The organism is Mycobacterium sp. NGS18, assembly GCF_059813185.1.
On the sequence record NZ_JCALEC010000001.1, the window covers coordinates 375020 to 393456 of the forward strand.

At 67.6% G+C, this 18437-nt stretch carries 18 protein-coding genes and 2 tRNA genes; 9 read left to right on the forward strand and 11 right to left on the reverse strand.

Annotation, left to right across the window (positions count from 1 at the left end):
- Positions 1 to 39: 39 nt before the first annotated feature.
- Together AC5Y31_RS01825 and AC5Y31_RS01830 are read left to right on the forward strand one after the other, a co-directional pair.
- On the forward strand, positions 40 to 1020 hold the full coding sequence (locus AC5Y31_RS01825; protein WP_301634774.1) for a D-2-hydroxyacid dehydrogenase: 981 nt from the start codon (positions 40 to 42) through the stop codon (positions 1018 to 1020).
- Between the two features lie 12 nt (positions 1021 to 1032).
- Positions 1033 to 2406: an amidase gene (locus AC5Y31_RS01830; protein WP_499977598.1), complete on the forward strand. Its 1374-nt coding sequence runs from the start codon at positions 1033 to 1035 to the stop codon at positions 2404 to 2406.
- A gap of 72 nt (positions 2407 to 2478) precedes the next feature.
- Here AC5Y31_RS01830 and AC5Y31_RS01835 read toward each other — a convergent pair whose 3' ends face one another.
- The 6 genes from AC5Y31_RS01835 to AC5Y31_RS01860 all read right to left on the reverse strand — a co-directional run bounded on the left by AC5Y31_RS01835 (position 2479) and on the right by AC5Y31_RS01860 (position 7538).
- Positions 2479 to 2970: a DUF3830 family protein gene (locus AC5Y31_RS01835; RefSeq protein ID WP_499977600.1), complete on the reverse strand. Its 492-nt coding sequence runs from the start codon at positions 2968 to 2970 to the stop codon at positions 2479 to 2481.
- Positions 2971 to 2978: 8 nt separating this feature from the next.
- Positions 2979 to 3869, reverse strand: coding sequence for an ectoine hydroxylase (gene thpD, locus AC5Y31_RS01840; protein ID WP_065025366.1), 891 nt, complete (start codon positions 3867 to 3869; stop codon positions 2979 to 2981).
- On the reverse strand, positions 3866 to 4273 hold the full coding sequence (locus AC5Y31_RS01845) for an ectoine synthase (RefSeq protein ID WP_499977602.1): 408 nt from the start codon (positions 4271 to 4273) through the stop codon (positions 3866 to 3868). Before AC5Y31_RS01845 ends, thpD begins: the two co-directional genes overlap by 4 nt.
- Positions 4270 to 5541 (reverse strand): diaminobutyrate--2-oxoglutarate transaminase, encoded by a 1272-nt coding sequence (gene ectB / locus AC5Y31_RS01850; protein WP_065025365.1) that lies wholly within the window; start codon positions 5539 to 5541, stop codon positions 4270 to 4272. Before ectB ends, AC5Y31_RS01845 begins: the two co-directional genes overlap by 4 nt.
- A gap of 187 nt (positions 5542 to 5728) precedes the next feature.
- Positions 5729 to 6238 carry a diaminobutyrate acetyltransferase gene (gene ectA, locus AC5Y31_RS01855; RefSeq protein ID WP_065025364.1) on the reverse strand — a complete coding sequence of 170 codons (510 nt, stop codon included), beginning with the start codon at positions 6236 to 6238 and terminating at the stop codon, positions 5729 to 5731.
- 25 nt (positions 6239 to 6263) lie between these two features.
- Entirely contained in the window at positions 6264 to 7538 is a 1275-nt protein-coding gene (locus tag AC5Y31_RS01860) for an MFS transporter (protein WP_301634777.1), read from the reverse strand.
- A 42-nt stretch (positions 7539 to 7580) separates the two neighbouring features.
- On the opposite strand from AC5Y31_RS01860, the gene AC5Y31_RS01865 reads away from it, so the two are divergent.
- From AC5Y31_RS01865 to AC5Y31_RS01880, 4 genes are all read left to right on the forward strand, one after another.
- Positions 7581 to 8378, forward strand: a complete 798-nt coding sequence (locus AC5Y31_RS01865; protein ID WP_499977603.1) for a fumarylacetoacetate hydrolase family protein — start codon at positions 7581 to 7583, stop codon at positions 8376 to 8378.
- Positions 8375 to 9838, forward strand: coding sequence for a glutamate--tRNA ligase (gene gltX / locus AC5Y31_RS01870; RefSeq protein WP_301634779.1), 1464 nt, complete (start codon positions 8375 to 8377; stop codon positions 9836 to 9838). Before AC5Y31_RS01865 ends, gltX begins: the two co-directional genes overlap by 4 nt.
- A gap of 118 nt (positions 9839 to 9956) precedes the next feature.
- Positions 9957 to 10028 (forward strand) — tRNA-Gln (locus AC5Y31_RS01875).
- A 74-nt stretch (positions 10029 to 10102) separates the two neighbouring features.
- Positions 10103 to 10175: transfer RNA gene (locus AC5Y31_RS01880), tRNA-Glu, on the forward strand.
- 58 nt (positions 10176 to 10233) lie between these two features.
- Here AC5Y31_RS01880 and AC5Y31_RS01885 read toward each other — a convergent pair.
- A complete protein-coding gene (locus AC5Y31_RS01885) occupies positions 10234 to 10734 on the reverse strand; it encodes a pyridoxamine 5'-phosphate oxidase family protein (protein WP_499977605.1) in 501 nt (166 codons plus the stop codon).
- A gap of 97 nt (positions 10735 to 10831) precedes the next feature.
- On the reverse strand, positions 10832 to 11533 hold the full coding sequence (locus AC5Y31_RS01890; RefSeq protein ID WP_301634781.1) for an IclR family transcriptional regulator: 702 nt from the start codon (positions 11531 to 11533) through the stop codon (positions 10832 to 10834).
- Between the two features lie 30 nt (positions 11534 to 11563).
- Here AC5Y31_RS01890 and leuC point away from each other — a divergent pair, with 30 nt between their 5' ends.
- The 3 genes from leuC (at position 11564) to AC5Y31_RS01905 (ending at position 14501) form a co-directional block, all read left to right on the forward strand.
- Positions 11564 to 12991, forward strand: coding sequence for a 3-isopropylmalate dehydratase large subunit (leuC, locus tag AC5Y31_RS01895; RefSeq protein ID WP_499977606.1), 1428 nt, complete (start codon positions 11564 to 11566; stop codon positions 12989 to 12991).
- Positions 12992 to 13019: 28 nt separating this feature from the next.
- On the forward strand, positions 13020 to 13616 hold the full coding sequence (leuD, locus tag AC5Y31_RS01900) for a 3-isopropylmalate dehydratase small subunit (RefSeq protein WP_499977607.1): 597 nt from the start codon (positions 13020 to 13022) through the stop codon (positions 13614 to 13616).
- 198 nt (positions 13617 to 13814) lie between these two features.
- On the forward strand, positions 13815 to 14501 hold the full coding sequence (locus AC5Y31_RS01905) for an HU family DNA-binding protein (RefSeq protein ID WP_065026156.1): 687 nt from the start codon (positions 13815 to 13817) through the stop codon (positions 14499 to 14501).
- Between the two features lie 47 nt (positions 14502 to 14548).
- On the opposite strand, the gene mutT1 is transcribed toward AC5Y31_RS01905, so the two are convergent.
- The 3 genes from mutT1 to cofC are packed head-to-tail and all read right to left on the reverse strand — an operon-like array spanning position 14549 to position 18403.
- Positions 14549 to 15481, reverse strand: a complete 933-nt coding sequence (gene mutT1, locus AC5Y31_RS01910) for an 8-oxo-(d)GTP phosphatase MutT1 (RefSeq protein ID WP_499977609.1) — start codon at positions 15479 to 15481, stop codon at positions 14549 to 14551.
- 43 nt (positions 15482 to 15524) lie between these two features.
- Positions 15525 to 17729: an RNA degradosome polyphosphate kinase gene (locus AC5Y31_RS01915; protein ID WP_065026157.1), complete on the reverse strand. Its 2205-nt coding sequence runs from the start codon at positions 17727 to 17729 to the stop codon at positions 15525 to 15527.
- Complete coding sequence (cofC, locus tag AC5Y31_RS01920) at positions 17726 to 18403, reverse strand: 2-phospho-L-lactate guanylyltransferase (protein WP_499977611.1); 678 nt, start codon at positions 18401 to 18403, stop codon at positions 17726 to 17728. Before cofC ends, AC5Y31_RS01915 begins: the two co-directional genes overlap by 4 nt.
- Positions 18404 to 18437 lie beyond the last annotated feature (34 nt).

Genomic DNA, 18437 nt, shown 5'->3' on the forward strand with positions numbered 1-18437 from the left:
ATTGTTGACAATCATACGATCTGTTTTTACCGTGTCAATGTGGACACGCGTCCGGTGGTGACTGTCCAGCACGGCGAGTCGATTCCCGCTCGACTCGATTCGATCAGCGCAGACGCCGAGTTGCGGATGGTTCCGTCGGCGCGGCTGGTCGAAGCGATCACCGGCGCCGATGTGCTGTTCCTGTACGACTTCTCCTCGCCCGCGCTGGAATCGGTGTGGCCGGCCGTCGATGCACTGCGCTGGGTTCAGGTTGCCGCCATCGGGGTGGACGCGGTGCTGTTCGACGGCCTGATCGACAGCGACGTCGTGGTGACCAATTCCCGCGGCATCTTCGAAGAGCCCATCGCCGAATACGTGCTGGGACAGATCCTGGCCTTCGCCAAGGACTTCCGGCGATCCGGGGAGGCTCAGCGCGACCGACGGTGGCAACACTTCGACACCGAGCAGATCGCCGGTGCGTCGGTCACCATCGTCGGCCCCGGGCCGGTCGGCCGGGCCATCGCGCGGTTGCTGCGTGCGGTCGGAATGTCGGTACGCGGCGTCGGCCGTTCAGCGCGTGAGGATCCCGACTTCGGGGCGATTACCACCGACGTGCCGTCCGCGGTCGCTGATGCCGACTATGTGGTGCTGGCCGCGCCATTGACGCCGCAGACCCGCCGCATGGTCGACGCCGGCGTGCTGGCCGCGATGCGCCCGACCGCCCGGCTGATCAACGTCGGTCGCGGTGAGCTGGTCGACACCGAGGCGCTGGTGTCGGCCCTGCACGCCGGCGCCCTTGCCGGCGCGGCGCTCGACGTCGTCGACCCCGAGCCGCTGCCGCCGAACCACCCGCTGTGGACCACCCCGGGCGTGCGCCTGACCCCGCACCACAGTGGCGACATCACGGGTTGGCGAATCGCATTGCAGCAACAGTTCATTGCGAACTTCCGGCGGTACGTGTCCGGTCAGCCGCTGCACAACGTCATCGACAAGCGCCGCGGATACGCGCCGTCGACGACTACGCCGAACGGAACCGGTTGAGGAGGCGTGCACATGACTCATCCCACCGAACTGACCGCGCTGCAACTGGTTGCCGCCTACACCTCTGGTGAGCTCTCGCCGGTTGAGGCAACCGCCGCGGCGATTGCGGCGATCGCCGAGCGCGATGGCGAGGTCAACGCCTTCTGTCTGGTCGATGAGGAGGCCGCACTGTCGGCGGCCCGCAAATCCGAAGCACGCTGGAGCGGCAACTACACCAAGGGCCTGCTCGACGGGGTGCCGGTCGCGGTCAAAGACGTGTTCCGCACCGCCGGTTGGCCCACCCTGCGCGGATCGCTGCTCGCCGACGCGGCCGGGCCGTGGCCCGACGACAGCCCGGCGGTCGGCAAGATGCGTGACGACGGAATGGTGCTGCTGGGCAAGACAACCACCCCGGAGCTGGCGTGGAAGGGCGTCACCGACAGCCCCCGGAGCGGCATCACCCGCAACCCGGTGGACACCGCGTGCACCGCGGGCGGGTCGTCGGGCGGCAGCGCGGCCGCGGTGGCCGCCGGGATGGCGCCGTTGGCGATCGGCACCGACGGCGGGGGCAGCATCCGCATCCCGGCGAGTTTCTGCGGTGTGGTCGGCTTCAAGCCCACCCACGGACGAGTCCCGATGTATCCGATCAGCCCGTTCGGGCCATTGGCCCACGCCGGGCCGCTCACCCGGACCGTCGAGGACGCCGCACTGCTGATGGACATCATCGGGCTACCCGATCATCGGGATCCGACGTCGCTACCGCCGACGCTGACCACCTACCGTGGCGAAGTCCGGCGCGAAGTGGTCGGCCTGGACGTCGCCTACTCGCCGACGCTGGGCTATGTCGACGTCGACCCGCAGGTCGAGGCCGCGGTTGCCGCGGCGGTGCAGGCGCTGGCCGATGCCGGACTCAACATCCTGGTCGCCGACCCCGGTTTCGCCGATCCGATCGATGCCTTCGAGGTGCTGTGGGCGACCGGGGCGGCAGGCAGCCTGCGTGGTCACGAAAAAGACCGTGGGCTGGTCGATTCCGGCCTGGCCGAGATGTGGGAACGGGGCCTGGCGGTTTCGGCGGTCGACTATCTGGCCGCCCGCCAGATCTGCGTGGACCTGGGAATGGCCCTGGGGCGCTTCCACGAACGCCACAACCTGCTGCTCACGCCCACGGTGCCGATCCCGGCCTTCACCGCCGGGCACGATGTGCCGATCGATTCCGGCATGCGCTGGTGGGCCCAGTGGACGCCGTTCACCTACCCGTTCAACATGACTCAGCAACCGGCGCTGAGTATCCCGATCGGTAAGACCGCCGAAGGTCTGCCGATCGGCCTGCAAATCGTCGGCCCGCGGCACAGTGACGATCTGGTGCTGGCGGCCGGCCTGTTCGCCGAGCGGGTGCTGGGCTTCTAAGCACGCGACCAGACGCCGAAGCCCCCAAATTCAGTGCGTTTTAGGGGCTTTCGTCTCTGCTCGCGGGAGGAACTAAGAACGGGCAAAGGCCAACTGCTCACCGACGGCACCGGCCATCCACAGGTCGTTGCACGCGGCCGCCATCTCGGCCAAACCCTCTTCGATCGTCGCGAACACATTGCCGGGCACCCAACCGACGTCACCGTTGAGCAGCAGGTTGTTGCGGCCGTAGAAGATAGCCAGGTCGGTCGCGCCCAGCGGTGAGTTCCCTTGGCCGCCTTTGTCATAACCATAGGCGGGGTTACCGATGTCGCCGGCGTCAAAGCCGAAGAAGCAGACGTCGCCGGGGATCGGCGTCACCGTGGTGTTCTCCCGCCCCGGGTTGCCCAGCGGCGGCAACAGTGTGTAGACCTCGTTGCGGGCGTATTTGCCGTGGTAGGCCTGGCCGGCGAGCGGCAACGCCTCCCAGACCAGGGCGCAGGTCCGGGGCGCCTCGTCGTCGAGCAGCCGCGCGCGGCACGACACGCCGCGGCCGGTCAGCGTGATCGACACGAAACGCGCCACAGCAGCCCTTACACCGGGTCGAAGGTTCGGCTGGCGACGAAGGTCGGCCGCGGGGCGGCGGCGCCAAACGGCTCCACCAGAGTGTTCTCCACGCTGTTGTAGACGATGAAGACGTTCGAGCGCGGATACGGGGTGATGTTGCTGCTCGACCCGTGCATGCAGTTGCTGTCGAAGAACACCGCCGACCCGGGCGGGCCGGTGATCTGGCGGATGCCATGCTGCTCGGCCATCCAGGTCAGGCTGTCGTCGTCGGGTGTGCCGATCTCCTGCTGCTTCAGCGACGAGCGGTAGTGATCCGGCGGCGTCTCGTCCGGGCAGGACACGAACCAGCGGTGCGAACCCGGCATGATCATCAGCGAGCCGTTGCTGTCCAGGTTCTCGGTGAGGGCCACCGAGACGCTGATCGCCCGCGGGCTGGGCATGCCGTCCTCGGCATGCCAGGTCTCAAAATCGGAGTGCCAGTAGAACTCCCGGCCATTGAAGCCTGGCTTGAAATTAACCCGGCTCTGGTGCACGTAGACCTCCGAGCCCAGCAATTGGCGGACCGGGCCGACCAGACGCGGGTCGGCGACGAGCGCGGCGAACGCCGGGCTGATCCGGTGCACCTCGAAGATCGACCGGATCTGCCCGCTGTCCCGCTCGCAGATGGAGCGCTCGTCGGCCGCCAGCACCGGGTCGGCGCGCAGCCGGTCCAGCTCATTGCGGAGGTCGGCAACCACGTCGGCGTCCACCAGGGCGTCGACGGCCAGGAATCCATTGGCATCGAACGCCTCGACGTTGGCCGTCGGCAGCGGCCCGCTGTTGGCCGCCGTGCCCCAGACCACCGGGTCCTGCCGCGGCTCGATGCCGAGGGTGACGTTGTTGCGGGTGGGGTAGTGGTCGGTGACGGCCGTCGTCACGAAGCGGTCTCCTGGGTTTCCTCGGTGAGCAGGGGGTAGGCGCCGGTCTCGTCGTGCACCTCCTGACCGGTGACCGGCGGGTCGAACACGCACACCATGCGCAGGTCGGTGTGGGCCGAAACACGGTGGTGTTCGTGCCCGTCGAGCAGGTAGAGGGTGCCGTCGCGCAGCGGGTGCACCTCACCGGTCTCCTCGTTGATCAGCTCACCTTCGCCGCCGACGCAGTACACCGCCTCGACGTGGTTGGCGTACCACATCGAGGTCTCGGTACCGGCGTACAGGATCGTCTCGTGCATGGAGAACCGTTGCCCGTCACGGGCCAGCAGCAACCGCTGGCTGTTCCAGGTCTTCGATTGCACGTCGCGGTCGGTGCCCTTGATCTCGGCGAGGCTACGAACGATCATCCTTTGGCTCCTGAGGTAGTGAGTTCTTTGGCGGCTACGGCTTCGATCGCATGGGCCGCGATCGTCAGGCCTTCGGCCAGGTCGTCGTCGTCGATGACCAACGGCGGCATCATCTTCACCACCTCACCCTCCGGTCCGGAGGTCTCCAACAGCAGGCCGCGAGCGAACGCCTCCTTCTGCACCGCGCCGGCCAACTCGGGCCGGTCGAACGCCACCCCGCGGATCAGCCCGCGACCGCGGGTCTCGACCCCGTCGAAGGGCTCGATCACCTCGGTCAGCGCCTGTTCGATCTGCTCGCCCTTGCGGATCACCTGCTTTTCCAGCAGGTTGTCGGTCCAGAAGTTCAGCGCCGCGGTGGCGGTGACGAACGACGGGTTCTGGCCGCGGAAGGTGCCGTTGTGCTCGCCGGGCTCCCACACGTCGAGCTCGGGCTTGAACAGCGTCAGCGCCATCGGCAGGCCGTATCCGCTAATCGACTTGGACATGCAGACGATGTCCGGCTCGATGTCGGCCGCCTCGAAGCTGAAGAACGGCCCGGTGCGCCCGCAGCCCATCTGCACATCGTCGACGATCAGCAGCAGCTCGTGGCGCTTGCAGAGTTCGGCCAGCCCGTGCAGCCATTCCAGCCGGGCGACATTGATTCCGCCCTCACCCTGCACCGTCTCGACGATCACCGCGGCCGGCTCGTTGAGCCCACTGCCGCTGTCCTGCAGCAGTCGCTCGAACCAGATGAAGTCGGGGGTGACGCCGTCGAGGTAGTTGTCGTAGGGCATCGGGGTGGCATGCACCAGCGGGATGCCGGCGCCGCCACGCTTCATCGAGTTGCCGGTGACGCTCAGCGAACCCAGCGTCATACCGTGGAACGCGTTGGTGAAGCTGATGATGCTTTCCTTGCCGGTGACCTTGCGGGCCAGCTTCAGCGCCGACTCCACCGCGTTGGTTCCGGTGGGGCCGGGGAACTGCACCTTGTAATCCAGCCCGCGCGGCTTGAGGATCACCTCCTCGAACCGCTCCAGGAACTGACCTTTGGCCACCGTGTTCATGTCGAGGCTGTGCACCACCCGGTCCGAACTGAGGTACTCCAGCAACGGCGCCTTCAGGTCCGGGTGGTTATGGCCGTAGTTCAGCGCCCCGGCGCCGGCGAAGAAGTCCACGTATTCGGTGCCGTCGACGTCCCAGATCCGGGAACCTTTGGCCCGGTCGAATGTCACCGGCCAGGACCGGCAATAACTCCGTACTTCGGATTCAAGGGTTTCGAAAATACTCATGGTTTCCTCCGTCCGTCGGTCACATACAACGGAACGGAACGACAGGTCGAGTTAAAACTCGTGCCGCGGGTGATCTCGGCTCGACCTACCACCCCGCTCGGATGCCCCCGGCTAGCTTTGCCGGGGCTCACTTTGCGCGGTCGCGACCTTACCGAGACCAAATTGTTATCTCAACCTTGTCATGCTGTTACCGACGTGGCGTGTCTACCCGCAACGGGCCGATGCGAAACAGCTCCTCGGCCAAGTGGGACTCGGGGAACAAACCCGCCCCGAACAGCTCGGAGCACTCGAGGGCGGCCTCCCAGCGGCGCGCGAAAGCGCCGAAAAGGCGGCGGCTGGCCTCGTTGTCCGGTGTGATTGACGTCTCAAGGTGCGTGCCGCCGTCGGCCACCAGGTCGGCCGCCAGATGATCGAGCATCCGGCCGGCCAGGCCTATGCCGCGGTGCGCGTCGTTCACCGCCACCTGCCAGACCATCAGCGTTGCGGGCTGCTGCGGGCGGCGGTAGCCGGTGACGAAGCCGGCCGGCTCGCCGCCAACCTCGGCGATCACCGAGCTGGAGGCGAAGTCGCGGCACCACAGCAGGTAGGCGTAGGGCGCGTTGACGTCGAGGGTCGCGCTGTCGACGGCCATCTGCCACAGGGCCGGGCCGTCCGCCACAGTCGGTGTCCGAAGATGAATGTCAGCCGGGTCCGTCATCTGATCGACGGTACGGGGGAGGCGATCACGGATTCGCCGACGGGTCAGGCGGCGGGCCGGGCGGCACCCGCAGAGTTCGCAGCGCCTCGAGCACCGAGCGGCCCTCGGGCTCGGCGCGGACCGGCACCAGCCGCCACGCAACCAGCGGGAACAGCCCGCACAGCGCGAAGGCCAAGGGGTAGCCGACCGCGCCGATCAATGCACCGAACACCGGGGGCGCGATTCCGGCGGTGAGGCGCTGGGTGGTGTTCTGCGTGCCCAGTGCGCGTCCGCTCCAGTACGGCCCGGCCATCTCGGCGACCGCCGTCGACGACAGCCCGTTGTCCAGCACGCTGATCACCGCCGCGACGACCATCGCGGCTTCGGCCAGGTGGGAGTGCAGATGATCGGTCACCCCGAGCACCACCATCGCCACCGCACCGGCGACGGCCAGGCTGCGGATCGGTCGCAGCCGCGAGCGCACCCGGTCGGACCATCGGCCGGCCAGCACCCGCCCGGCGGCGCCGAGCAACTGCGACACCGTCACCAGGCTGCCGGCGGCGGCGATCGACCAGTCCGTGTCGACGATCAGCCACACCAGCATGAAGGTGGCCAGCACACACTGCGGAACCATCAGCAGCGCGGAGGACACATGGATGCGCCACAGCACCTTCGAGCCGCGGTAGGGGTTGGACAACTCCGCGCCCGTCGCCGCCGACCGCGATCTACGGGGCGGATCGACCACCCCGATGGCACACGCCACCGCCGCCACCGCGCACAGCGTCGCGGGGAACATCAGCGCCCGCGCCAGACCGTGCTCGGCAAGTTCCGGAATCACCTCGGCTCCCAAGGCGATTCCCAGCGGCTGCGCCGTCTGGCGGATCCCCATCACCAGCCCGCGCTGGTGCGGCGGGAACCAACCGGTCACCAGCCGGCCACTGGCGCTGTTGGCGCTGGCGGCGGCCATGCCGCCCAGAAACAGAAACGCGCCGACCCCGACCAGTGAGTGCATCGACGCGGCCCCGAAGGCGGCCAGCGCGGTCAGCGCGGAGCCGACGGACAACACGATCCGCTCGCCGATGCGGTCCAGCAGGGCGCCCCAGGCGAACAGCGTCAGCACCATGCCGAAGCTCGGCATCGAGGCCAGCAGACCCGCCACCGCCAGATTGGTGTCCCGCTTGGTCTCCAGCATCGGGATGACGAAGGCGATGCCGTTGATGAACACGAACGAGCACAGCGTCGCCACCAACGCCACGATCATCACCGACCAGCGTGCAGCAGTGCTGATCGACTCCGTGGACACCTGGTCATGGTTCCACATGCCACTCGGTGTCTGCTGGCCACGAACACTAGGCTTGCTCGAATGCGCCTAGGCCGAATTGCCAGCCCGGACGGGGTTGCCTTCGTCAGTATTGAAGGAGACCCGGACCGGCCCGATGACATGACCGCGATGACCACTCGCGAAATCGCCGAGCACCCGTTCGGCACACCGGAGTTCACCGGCCGGTCCTGGCCGCTGGCCGATGTGCGCCTGCTGGCTCCGATCTTGGCCAGCAAGGTGGTCTGCATCGGCAAGAACTATGCGGCCCACATCGCCGAGATGGGTGGCGCCGCACCGGCCAACCCGACCATGTTCCTCAAGCCCAACACCGCGATCGTCGGGCCGAACGTGCCGATTCAACTGCCCGCCAATGCGTCCCCGGTCCACTACGAGGGCGAGCTGGCCGTGGTGATCTCGCGGCCGTGCAAGGACGTTCCGGCGGCCCGGGCCCGCGACAACATCCTGGGCTACACCATCGGCAATGACGTGTCGGCGCGGGACCAGCAGAAATCCGACGGCCAGTGGACTCGGGCCAAGGGGCACGACACCTTCTGCCCGGTCGGGCCGTGGATCGTCACCGACCTCGACCCGACCGACCTGACGATCCGCACCGAGGTCAACGGGCAGGTCAAGCAGGACAGCCGGACCTCGCTGATGATGCACGACATCGGCGCCATCGTGGAGTGGATCTCGGCGGTGATGACCCTGCTGCCCGGCGACCTCATCCTCACCGGCACCCCCGACGGCGTCGGCCCCATCGAACACGGCGACACCGTGTCCGTCTCCGTCGAAGGCATCGGAACCCTCACCAATCCGGTTATCCGCAAAGGAAAGTCGTGACCGCACCCGCTGTTCGCGTTCGGTTCTGCCCATCTCCGACCGGCACACCGCACGTCGGCCTGATCCGCACCGCACTGTTCAACTGGGCCTACGCCCGGCACACCGGCGGCACCTTGGTCTTCCGGGTGGAGGACACCGATGCGCAGCGCGACAGCGAGGAAAGTTATCTGGCGTTGCTCGACGCGCTGCGCTGGTTGCAGCTGGACTGGGACGAGGGGCCCGAAGTGGGCGGTCCCTACGGCCCCTACCGGCAGTCGCAACGCGCCGACATCCACCGCGACGTGGTGGCCCAGCTGCTGGCGGCCGGCGAGGCCTACGAGGCCTTCTCGACGCCGGACGAGGTCGAAGCCCGTCACCTGGCCGCCGGCCGCAATCCCAAGCTGGGCTACGACAACTTCGACCGGGACCTCACCGACGAGCAGCGTGCCGGCTACCTGGCCGAGGGCCGCCAGCCCGTCGTGCGGTTGCGGATGCCCGATACCGAGCTGGGCTGGAACGACCTGGTGCGCGGGCCGACAACCTTCCCGGCGGGCACGGTTCCCGATTTCGCGCTGACCCGCGCCAACGGGGATCCGCTGTACACGCTGGTCAACCCGGTCGACGACGCGATGATGAAGATCACCCATGTGCTGCGGGGTGAGGACCTGCTGCCGTCCACGCCCCGGCAGATCGCGCTGTATCAGGCCTTGATGCGCATCGGCGTGGCTGAGCTGATCCCGGAATTCGCGCACCTGCCAACGGTTTTGGGCGAAGGAACCAAAAAACTGTCCAAGCGTGATCCGCAGTCGAATCTGTTCGTGCACCGCGACCGCGGCTTCATTCCCGAAGGGCTGCTGAACTACCTGGCGCTGCTGGGCTGGTCGATCGCCGACGACCGCGACGTGTTCGGTCTCGACGAGATGGTCGCCGCCTTCGATGTGGCCGACGTCAACTCCAACCCGGCCCGGTTTGATCAGAAGAAGGCCGATGCGCTCAATGCCGAGCACATCCGGATGCTGGACGCGGGAGACTTCACCACCCGACTGCGCGCCTACTTCGACACCCACGGTCATGACACCGGGTTGCACGACGCCGCCTTTGCGACGGCAGCGGCGCTGGTGCAGACCCGCATCGTGGTGCTCGGCGACGCCTGGGGACTGCTGAAGTTCTTCAACGACGACGCCTACGCGCTGGACCCGCGCGCGGTTGCCAAGGAGTTGGGGCCTGAGGCCGGCCCCGTCCTGGACGCCGCCATCGCCGCGCTGGAGGGGGTGGGGGACTGGACCACCGAGGCTATCGAGGCTGCGCTGAAGGCCGCGTTGCTGGAGGCTCTGGAGCTCAAACCGCGTAAGGCGTTCGGCCCGGTCCGGGTCGCGGTCACCGGCGGGTTGGTCAGCCCGCCGCTGTTCGAGTCACTGGAGCTGCTGGGCGCAGAGCGCAGTCTGGCGCGGCTGCGGGCGGCCCGTAACGGCGTCGGGTGAGCGCGATGAGTACTTCGCCGTAGAAGTTTGGTAGTCTGCTCGTCGGCCCACAGCGGCTGGCTCGAAGTGCCCGACCGGCACTGTGACCAGCGGTTATGGCGTGGCCAATGTTGGTCCTTGGGGTATGGTGTAATTGGCAACACAGCTGATTCTGGTTCAGCCATTCTAGGTTCGAGTCCTGGTACCCCAGCAAAAACCGGTCCGCCGCAAGCGATTAGGCGGGCCGTTGGGGTTGGGCTATGCTGACAACCCGGAAATGTTCTAGCCCCCGTCGTCTAGCGGCCTAGGACGCCGCCCTCTCACGGCGGTAGCGTGGGTTCGAATCCCATCGGGGGTACAAATCAAAGGCCCGCACCTTCCCCAAGGTGCGGGCCTTTGTGGATTGCGGGGCGGGCTCAGGCGCTCGTCGGCGCGGTCGAACCGGCCAGCGGCATCGCCGGGAGCCCCAGCTTGCGGTGGTCCCAGGACCGGGCGCGCCGTGTGACGATGCGCACAGCCACCCGGTTGTTCATCATCGCCTCGACGCCCGGCTTCATCTCGTCGCTGTAGGGCCCGGTGTAGCGCTCCCAGACGCTGACCCCGACCCGGAAGCAGGTCTCCGGGTCGTCGACGATCTCGGCGACGCCTTCGAACGACACCCCGCGCAGGGTGTCGTAGGTCTGGCCGGCCTCCAACAGGAAGCTGACGCGCGGATCACGGCGCAGGTTGACCGCCTTCTGCGACTTGGCCTTGGTCTCGAGCCAGATCTCGCCGTCGAGCACCGCGTACCACATCGCGGTCAGGTGCGGCTGGCCGTCGGGGCCGATGGTGGCCAGCGTTCCGGTGCGGTGGCTGGTGACGAAGTCGGCGACCTCGGCGTCGGTCATGACGATCTGTCCGCGCTGCTTGGTTCCCATCCCAGCAGTCTGGCAGGTGGTCAACGTGACCCGGCGAGCAGACGCGAAAGCGCCCTATCTCGGCACGGAAGGGGTGCTTTGGTGTCTGCGCTCGGCGTTATAACCGGGCGGTGAGTGCCTCGGCGGCCGCGAGCAGTGCAGCCGCCCAGCGCGCGCCGGGACGTCGTCCCATCCGGTCGATCGGACCCGACACCGAGATGGCCGCCACCACCGTGCCGCGCTGGTCGCGCACCGGCGCTGAGACGCTGGCCACACCCGGTTCGCGCTCGGCGACGCTCTGCGCCCAGCCGCGCCGGCGCACGTCGGCGAGGGTGCGGCTGGTGAACTTGGCCTCCGCCAGCACTTCTTGCTGGAGCGCCGGTTCGGCGTAGGCCAGGAGGACCTTGGCTCCCGAGCCGGCCGTCATCGGCAGCCGGGCGCCGACCGGAACCGTGTCCCGCAGCCCCGCAGGGGGTTCCAGCGCTGCCACGCAGACCCGCGCGGAGCCTTCGCGACGGTACAGCTGCGCGCTCTCGCCGGTGATCTCCCGTAGGCGCGGCAGCACCGCTGCGCCGGCTGCGCGCAGCGGATCGTCGGCACGGGCCGCCAGTTCGGCGACCGCGGGACCGATCTGCCAGCGGCCGTCATCGTCGCGCCCGAGCAGCCGGTGCGCCTCGAGTCCGGCGGCCAGCCGGTGCGCGGTCGCGCGAGGCAGGCCGGTGCGGTCGCACAGTTCGGCGAGCCCACACGGCGATTCGGCGACCGTGTGCAGCACCACCAGGGCTTTGTCCAGAACGCCGATGCCGCTATGCTGTCCCATATACAGATACTAACGTCTCAGAATGTGAGAATGGTAATGACGCAACAGCCTCGCACCCTGGCCGAAAAGGTCTGGGCCGACCACGTCGTGGTCTCCGGCGGCGGAACCGAACCCGACCTGATCTACATCGATCTGCACCTCGTTCATGAGGTCACCAGTCCGCAGGCGTTCGAGGGTCTGCGCTTGGCCGGCCGCACAGTGCGGCGCCCGGATCTGACCATCGCCACCGAGGACCACAACGTTCCGACGGTCGATATCGACAAGCCGATCGCCGACCCGGTGTCGCGCACCCAGGTCGAGACACTGCGGCACAACTGCGCCGAGTTCGGTATCCGGTTGCACCCGATGGGCGACATCGATCAGGGCATCGTGCACATCATCGGGCCGCAGCTGGGTCTGACCCAGCCGGGCACCACCGTGGTCTGCGGTGACAGCCACACCTCGACCCACGGTGCGTTCGGTGCGCTGGCGATGGGCATCGGGACCTCGGAGGTCGAACACGTGCTGGCCACCCAGACGTTGCCGCTGCGGCCGTTCAAGACGATGGCGGTCACCGTAGAAGGGGAAGGCGGGCGATTGCCGGCGGGGGTCACCGCCAAGGACATCATCCTGGCGGTGATCGCCCAGATCGGAACCGGCGGTGGCCAGGGCTACGTCATCGAATACCGGGGCAGCGCCATCGAGGCGCTGTCGATGGAAGCCCGGATGACGATCTGCAACATGAGCATTGAGGCCGGCGCCCGGGCCGGGATGGTCGCTCCCGATGCGACCACCTACGAGTATCTGCGCGGCCGCCCGCATGCCCCGGCCGGCGCGGACTGGGACGCCGCGGTGACCTACTGGGACAGTTTGCGTACCGACCCCGGTGCGGTGTTCGACGCCGAGGTCTTCTTGGACGCCTCGGCGCTGACCCCGTTCGTCACCTGGGGCACCAACCCCGGCCAGGGGGTGCCGCTGGGGGCGGCGGTGCCCGATCCGGAGACGATCACCGACGAGGGCGCGCGGCGGGCCGCGGAGAAGGCGTTGGCCTACATGGACCTTCGCCCCGGGACGCCGATGCGTGAGATCGCGGTTGACACGGTGTTCGTCGGGTCGTGCACCAACGGACGGATCGAGGATCTGCGCGCGGTGGCCGACGTACTGCGGGGTCGGCAGGTCAGCGAGGGCGTGCGGATGCTCGTCGTGCCGGGATCGATGCGGGTGCGTAACCAAGCCGAAGCCGAAGGGCTCGCCGAGGTTTTCACTGCCGCCGGTGCCGAATGGCGTCAGCCCGGCTGCTCGATGTGCCTGGGAATGAACCCGGATCAGCTCGCTCCGGGCCAGCGCTGCGCGTCGACCTCCAACCGCAATTTCGAGGGCCGGCAGGGCAAAGGCGGGCGCACCCACCTGGTGTCTCCGGTCGTGGCCGCCGCCACCGCGGTCCGCGGGACGCTGTCGGCCCCGGCCGACTTGAACTGACCGCCACGGTATTTAAAGGAGTTTAGTCATGGAAGCTTTTCACACCCATACCGGAATCGGAGTCCCGCTGCGGCGGTCCAATGTCGACACCGACCAAATCATTCCCGCGGTCTATTTGAAGCGCATCACCCGGACCGGATTCGAGGATGGCCTGTTCGCCACCTGGCGCACCGAACCGTCGTTCATCTTGAATCTCAAGCCGTTCGACCAAGGTTCGGTGCTGGTTGCCGGGCCGGACTTCGGCACCGGTTCATCGCGGGAACACGCGGTGTGGGCACTGCTCGACTACGGCTTCCGGGTGGTGATCTCCGCGCGTTTCGCCGACATCTTCCGCGGCAACGCCGGCAAGGCGGGGTTGCTGGCGGCCCAGGTGGCCCAGGACGACGTCGAACTGCTCTGGAAACTCATCGAGGCAAGCCCGGGACTGGAAATCACTGTCAATCTTCAAGATCGGAATATCACCGCCGGAACGTCGGTGGTGGCGTTCACTATTGACGACTACACCGCCTGGCGACTGTCCGAAGGGCTCGATGATATAGGCCTTACGCTGCGGAAACTCGACGAAATCGATTCTTTCGAGGCGGCCCGGCCGGACTGGAAACCGCGGACCTTGCCGGCCTCGTAACGGTCTCGTGACGGTCTCCGGAAGCCCATTTCCGGTTGATTGAACGCCTCTCGTCAGCGGCCAAGGGCGGGAACCGGATTGCGGAATTGGCCGATAATCTCATCTGAAATTGCGCGTGGCTCTTGGATATCAGTGGTATCAGGGTTTACCGTGTGCTCTAGTCGGCTCAAGTAGGGCCACTGGTTTCGGAGGGATTGGATGAACAAAGCAGAGCTCATCGAGGTGCTCACAAAGGAATTGGACACCGACCGTCGGTCGGCTACAGAAGCCGTGGAGCATTTCGTCAATGCCATTGTGCGTGCCGTCCACAAGGGTGAGAGCGTCACCATCACCGGGTTCGGCGTGTTCGAGCGCCGCCGTCGCGCCGCGCGCGTGGCCCGCAATCCCCGTACCGGTGAAACGGTCAAGGTGAAGCCGACATCTGTCCCTGCGTTCCGGCCGGGCGCGCAGTTCAAGGCGATTGTGTCTGGCGCGCAGCGCGTCCCGTCCGAGGGTCTCGCGGTCAAGCGTGGCGCCGGTGCCGGTACCACGGCCGCGAAGAAGGCGGCGAAGAAGTCGCCGGCCAAGAAGGCCACCAAGGCCGCCGCCAAGAAGACTGCCGCCAAGGCTCCGGCCAAGAAGGCCGCTGCCAAGAAGACGGCCGCCAAGAAGGCTCCGGCGAAGAAGGCCGCAACCAAGGCCGCGGCCAAGAAGACCACGGCCAAGAAGACTGCGGCCAAGGCTCCGGCGAAGAAGGTGACCGCCAAGAAGACTGCGGCCAAGGCTCCGGCCCGCAAGGCCGCAACCAAGGCTCCGGCCAAGAAGGCCGCCGCCAAGAAGACGGCGGCCAAGAAGGCTCCGGCCAAGAAGGCCACCAAGGCCACGGCCCGAAAAGGCCGTAAGTAACCACGAATAGCCGGGCGCCGCGGGGAATCCCCGCGGCGCCCGGTCGTTCACACCAGGGCGTGCGTCGCCAACGGACTCCCCATGTGGTCTGCGGCGATCAACCGGCCCCCCGACAGTGACAGCACCCATGTGCTGCCTTTGCGGTTGCGGGACTTGTCCGGGGTGACGCCGTCGCGGGCACACCACCACGCGATCAGGTCCGGAATCACCTTGCCCTGCGTGCAGATAACCGGCGTGCCGCCCAGCCTGGCGATCTCCAGCACCCTGCGGTGGGCCTTCTTCGGCCTATGCGTGTAGGCCTCTTCGGTCAGCGTCGGCTCGTTATGCACGGTCACGCCGAGTTCGGCGGCCAGCGGCTCGACGGTCTGATGACAGCGCACCCGATCGGCGGCGTAGACGTCGGTGGCGCCGAAGGCCAACAGCTGGTCGGTGAGCGCCTCGGCCTGTGCGCGGCCTTTCTTGTCCAGCGGGCGCAGCGTGTCGTCGCCGGAGAACCGGGAACGGCGCCCGGCGGTGCCGTGCCGCACGATCAACACCGTCTGGGTGTCGGCGGGAGCCTTGGCGAACCGCCGCAATATCTTCCGGTCGTAGGCGTAGTGCAGTTCTTTCATCGCGGCGCTGACCGGTAACCAGACCAGATCGTCGACCTCGCGGTTGGGCACGAAGTCACCGCCCAACGCTCGTGCGCTCCAAAAACGCACCTTCTTGACGCCCTGGGCCACCGGATAGCTGACCGAGCCCAGCCGGCAACCCAGCTGGGCATGCTGGCCGGTCTCCTCGAGGACCTCCCGTACCGCCGTCACCGGTTCGGTCTCTCCGGGATCGACTTTGCCTTTGGGCAGTGACCAGTCGTCGTAGCGGGGGCGGTGGATGAGCGCCACCTCGACGGACTTTCGCCGCATCCGCCACAGCACCGCACCGGCGGCGTGGATGGTCTTACCCGCCGGCGGGGAGCCGTTCGACGAGGTCGTTGTGGGCACCTTCACTCCTGCAGGTCAATTCGGGCCTCGTGGACGGGGTGGGTCAGGGGTTGCGGTGTCGTTCCATCAACGACACCTGGTGGTCTCGCACGGTCGCGCCGCCCTGCGGTTCCGCGGTCCACTGGCCGTCCGCCCCGAGTTCCCAGCAGCGGGTGGCCGGGTCCATCGCGGAGTCGAACACGTCGCCCAGTTGAGCGGTCAGGCGCGGATCCTTCACCCGCACCATCACCTCGACCCGCCGGTCCAGGTTGCGGTGCATCATGTCGGCGCTGCCGATCCAGAATTCGTCGATGGCGCGGCATTCGATGATCCGGGAGTGCTCCAGGAAACGGCCGAGGATCGACCGAACGACGATGTTTTCGGAGAAGCCTTCGACTCCCGGCCGCAGTGCGCAGATCCCGCGCACCACCAATTCGACCTGCACACCGGCGCGCGAGGCGCCGTAGAGCGCATCGATGACCTGCTCGTCGACCAGGGAGTTGAGTTTCAGCCGGATCCGGCCCTGTCCGCCGCCGGTGCGATGGGCGGCGATCTCGCGTTCGATACGTTCGATGATCCCGGACCGCACGCCGTGCGGGGCCACCAAGAGGTTGCGGTACTCCATCTTCCGCGAATAGCCGGTCAGCGAGTTGAACAGGTCGGTGAGGTCGGCGCCGATGTCGGGGTCGGCGGTCAGCAGCCCGACGTCCTCGTAGAGGCGCGCGGTCTTGCTGTTGTAGTTGCCGGTGCCGATATGGCAGTACCGGCGGATCGCCGAGCCCTCACGGCGTACCACCAACGCGACCTTGCAGTGCGTCTTGAGGCCGATCAGTCCATAGACCACGTGCACGCCGGCCTGTTCCAGCTTGCGAGCCCACTTGATGTTGGCCTGCTCGTCGAACCGGGCCTTGATCTCGACCAGAGCCACCACCTGTTTTCCGGCCTCGGCGGCGTCGATCAACGCGGTGACGATCGGCGAGTCGCCCGAGGTGCGGTACAGCGTCTGCTTGATCGCCAGTACTCCGGGGTCGGCGGCGGCCTGCTCGAGGAATCGCTGCACGCTGGTGGCGAACGAGTCGTAGGGGTGGTGCACCAGCACGTCGCCTTCTCGCAAGGTGGCGAAAATGCTTTTGGGGGTTTCTCGTTCGGCGAACGCCGGGTGAGTGGCCGGCACGAAGGTGCGGTCCTTGAGGTCCGGACGGTCCTGGCGGTACACCTGCCACAACGCCGACAGGTCCAGCAGCCCGGGCACCTCGATGACGTCGCCGGGGTGTACGTCGAGCTCTCGCAGCAGCAGCTCCAACATGCTCTCGGTCATGTCGTCGGCGACCTCCAGGCGCACCGGCGACCCGAACCGGCGGCGCGCCAATTCCCGTTCCAGGGCCTGCAGCAGGTCCTCGTCGCGGTCCTCCTCGACCTCGAAATCGGCGTTGCGGGTGATGCGGAAGGCGTGATGCTCGACGATCTCCATGCCGGGGAACAGCACCGGCAGGAAAGCCGCGATCAACTCCTCCATCGGCAGGAAACGGATCTCACCGCGTCCCTCACCACCGGCATCGAGTTCGACGAACCGGTCGACGTTGTCGGGGACCTTGACCCGCGCGAAGTGATTACCGCCGTCCTCGGGGCGCTTGACCGTCACCGCCAGGTTCAGGCTGAGCCCGCTGACGAACGGGAACGGGTGTGCCGGGTCGACTGCCAACGGCGTCAGGACCGGGAACACCTGATCCTGGAAGTACACCGACAGCTGGTCGCGTTCGGCCGGGAGCAGGTCGGCCCAGGTAACGATGTGGATGCCCTCGTCGGCGAGGGCCGGCCGCACCGATTCGAGGAACACCCGCGCGTGGCGGGTGGCGATCTGCTGGGTCTGCTCACCGATCCGGCGTAGTTGCTCGCGCGGTGTCAGGCCGTCGGCCGAGCGCACCGACAGGCCCATCTCGTCGCGGCGTTTGAGCCCGGCGACCCGGACCATGTAGAACTCATCGAGATTGGAGGCGAAGATCGCCAGGAACTTGGCCCGCTCCAACAGCGGCAGCGAGGTGTCGGCCGCCAGCGCCAGCACCCGCGCGTTGAAGTCCAGCCAGCTCAGCTCCCGGTTCAGGTAGCGGTCCGCGGGCAGTTCATCGCCGCTTTGGCTCGGCAGGGCCGCGGTGGCCGCCGGCGGCGCGGTCGGGGTGGCCTCATTGGGGCGCCAGTCGGTCTCGTCGCCGCGCGCCTCGGTCAGTTGGCCGACCTCGATTTCATCCACTCCGAAATCATTACTCATCAACGGCTGCTGCTGCCACCGATCGTGGATTGCGCGAGGGCACGGGCGGTCGACGGGCCGACCCCGAGACGCCGCGCCACCGCCAGATCCTCGGGCGTGTCGATGTCGCAGCGCAGGCCCGGCCAGGCTCCGGTCAGCTCCAGAGCGCCGGACTGTCGGTGCCGCGTCGACGAGTCCCGCCCGAACCGTGGGTCCAGGGCGCTGCCGAACGCGAACAGCGCGGCGGTGCCCATTCCGTGCCGGTCGGCCACGAAGCTGCGCGGGTGGGCGCGGGCGGCGGCGATCGCCTCCTCGAGCTCGTAGGACTGCAGGGCCGGTAAATCCCCTTGTAGGACCACGATATTCGGCACCGATCCGGCCACCGCGCGTTCGGCGGCGGCGAGTGCGTTGTTCAGCGGGTCGCCGTGGCCGTCCGGAGTCGGATCCGCCAGCACCTCGGCGCCCAGGTCGGCCGCGGCCGCGGCGGCGGCTTCGTCGGGGGTGACCACGGTGATGTGCTCCAGTCCCCGGGCGGCCGACGCGGCGACGATGGTGTCGACCAGCATGGCCAGCACCACGGCCTCGCGCTGTGGCGCCGGAAAAGCCGGCGCCAGCCTGGTCTTGGCCACGCTGAGCCGCTTGACGGCGATGATCAGGCCGATACCCGCTTCCTCGGCCACCGCGTTCACAACCGACATCCTGCCAGCGTCGGGTTCGTCCGCCGCAGCGTCG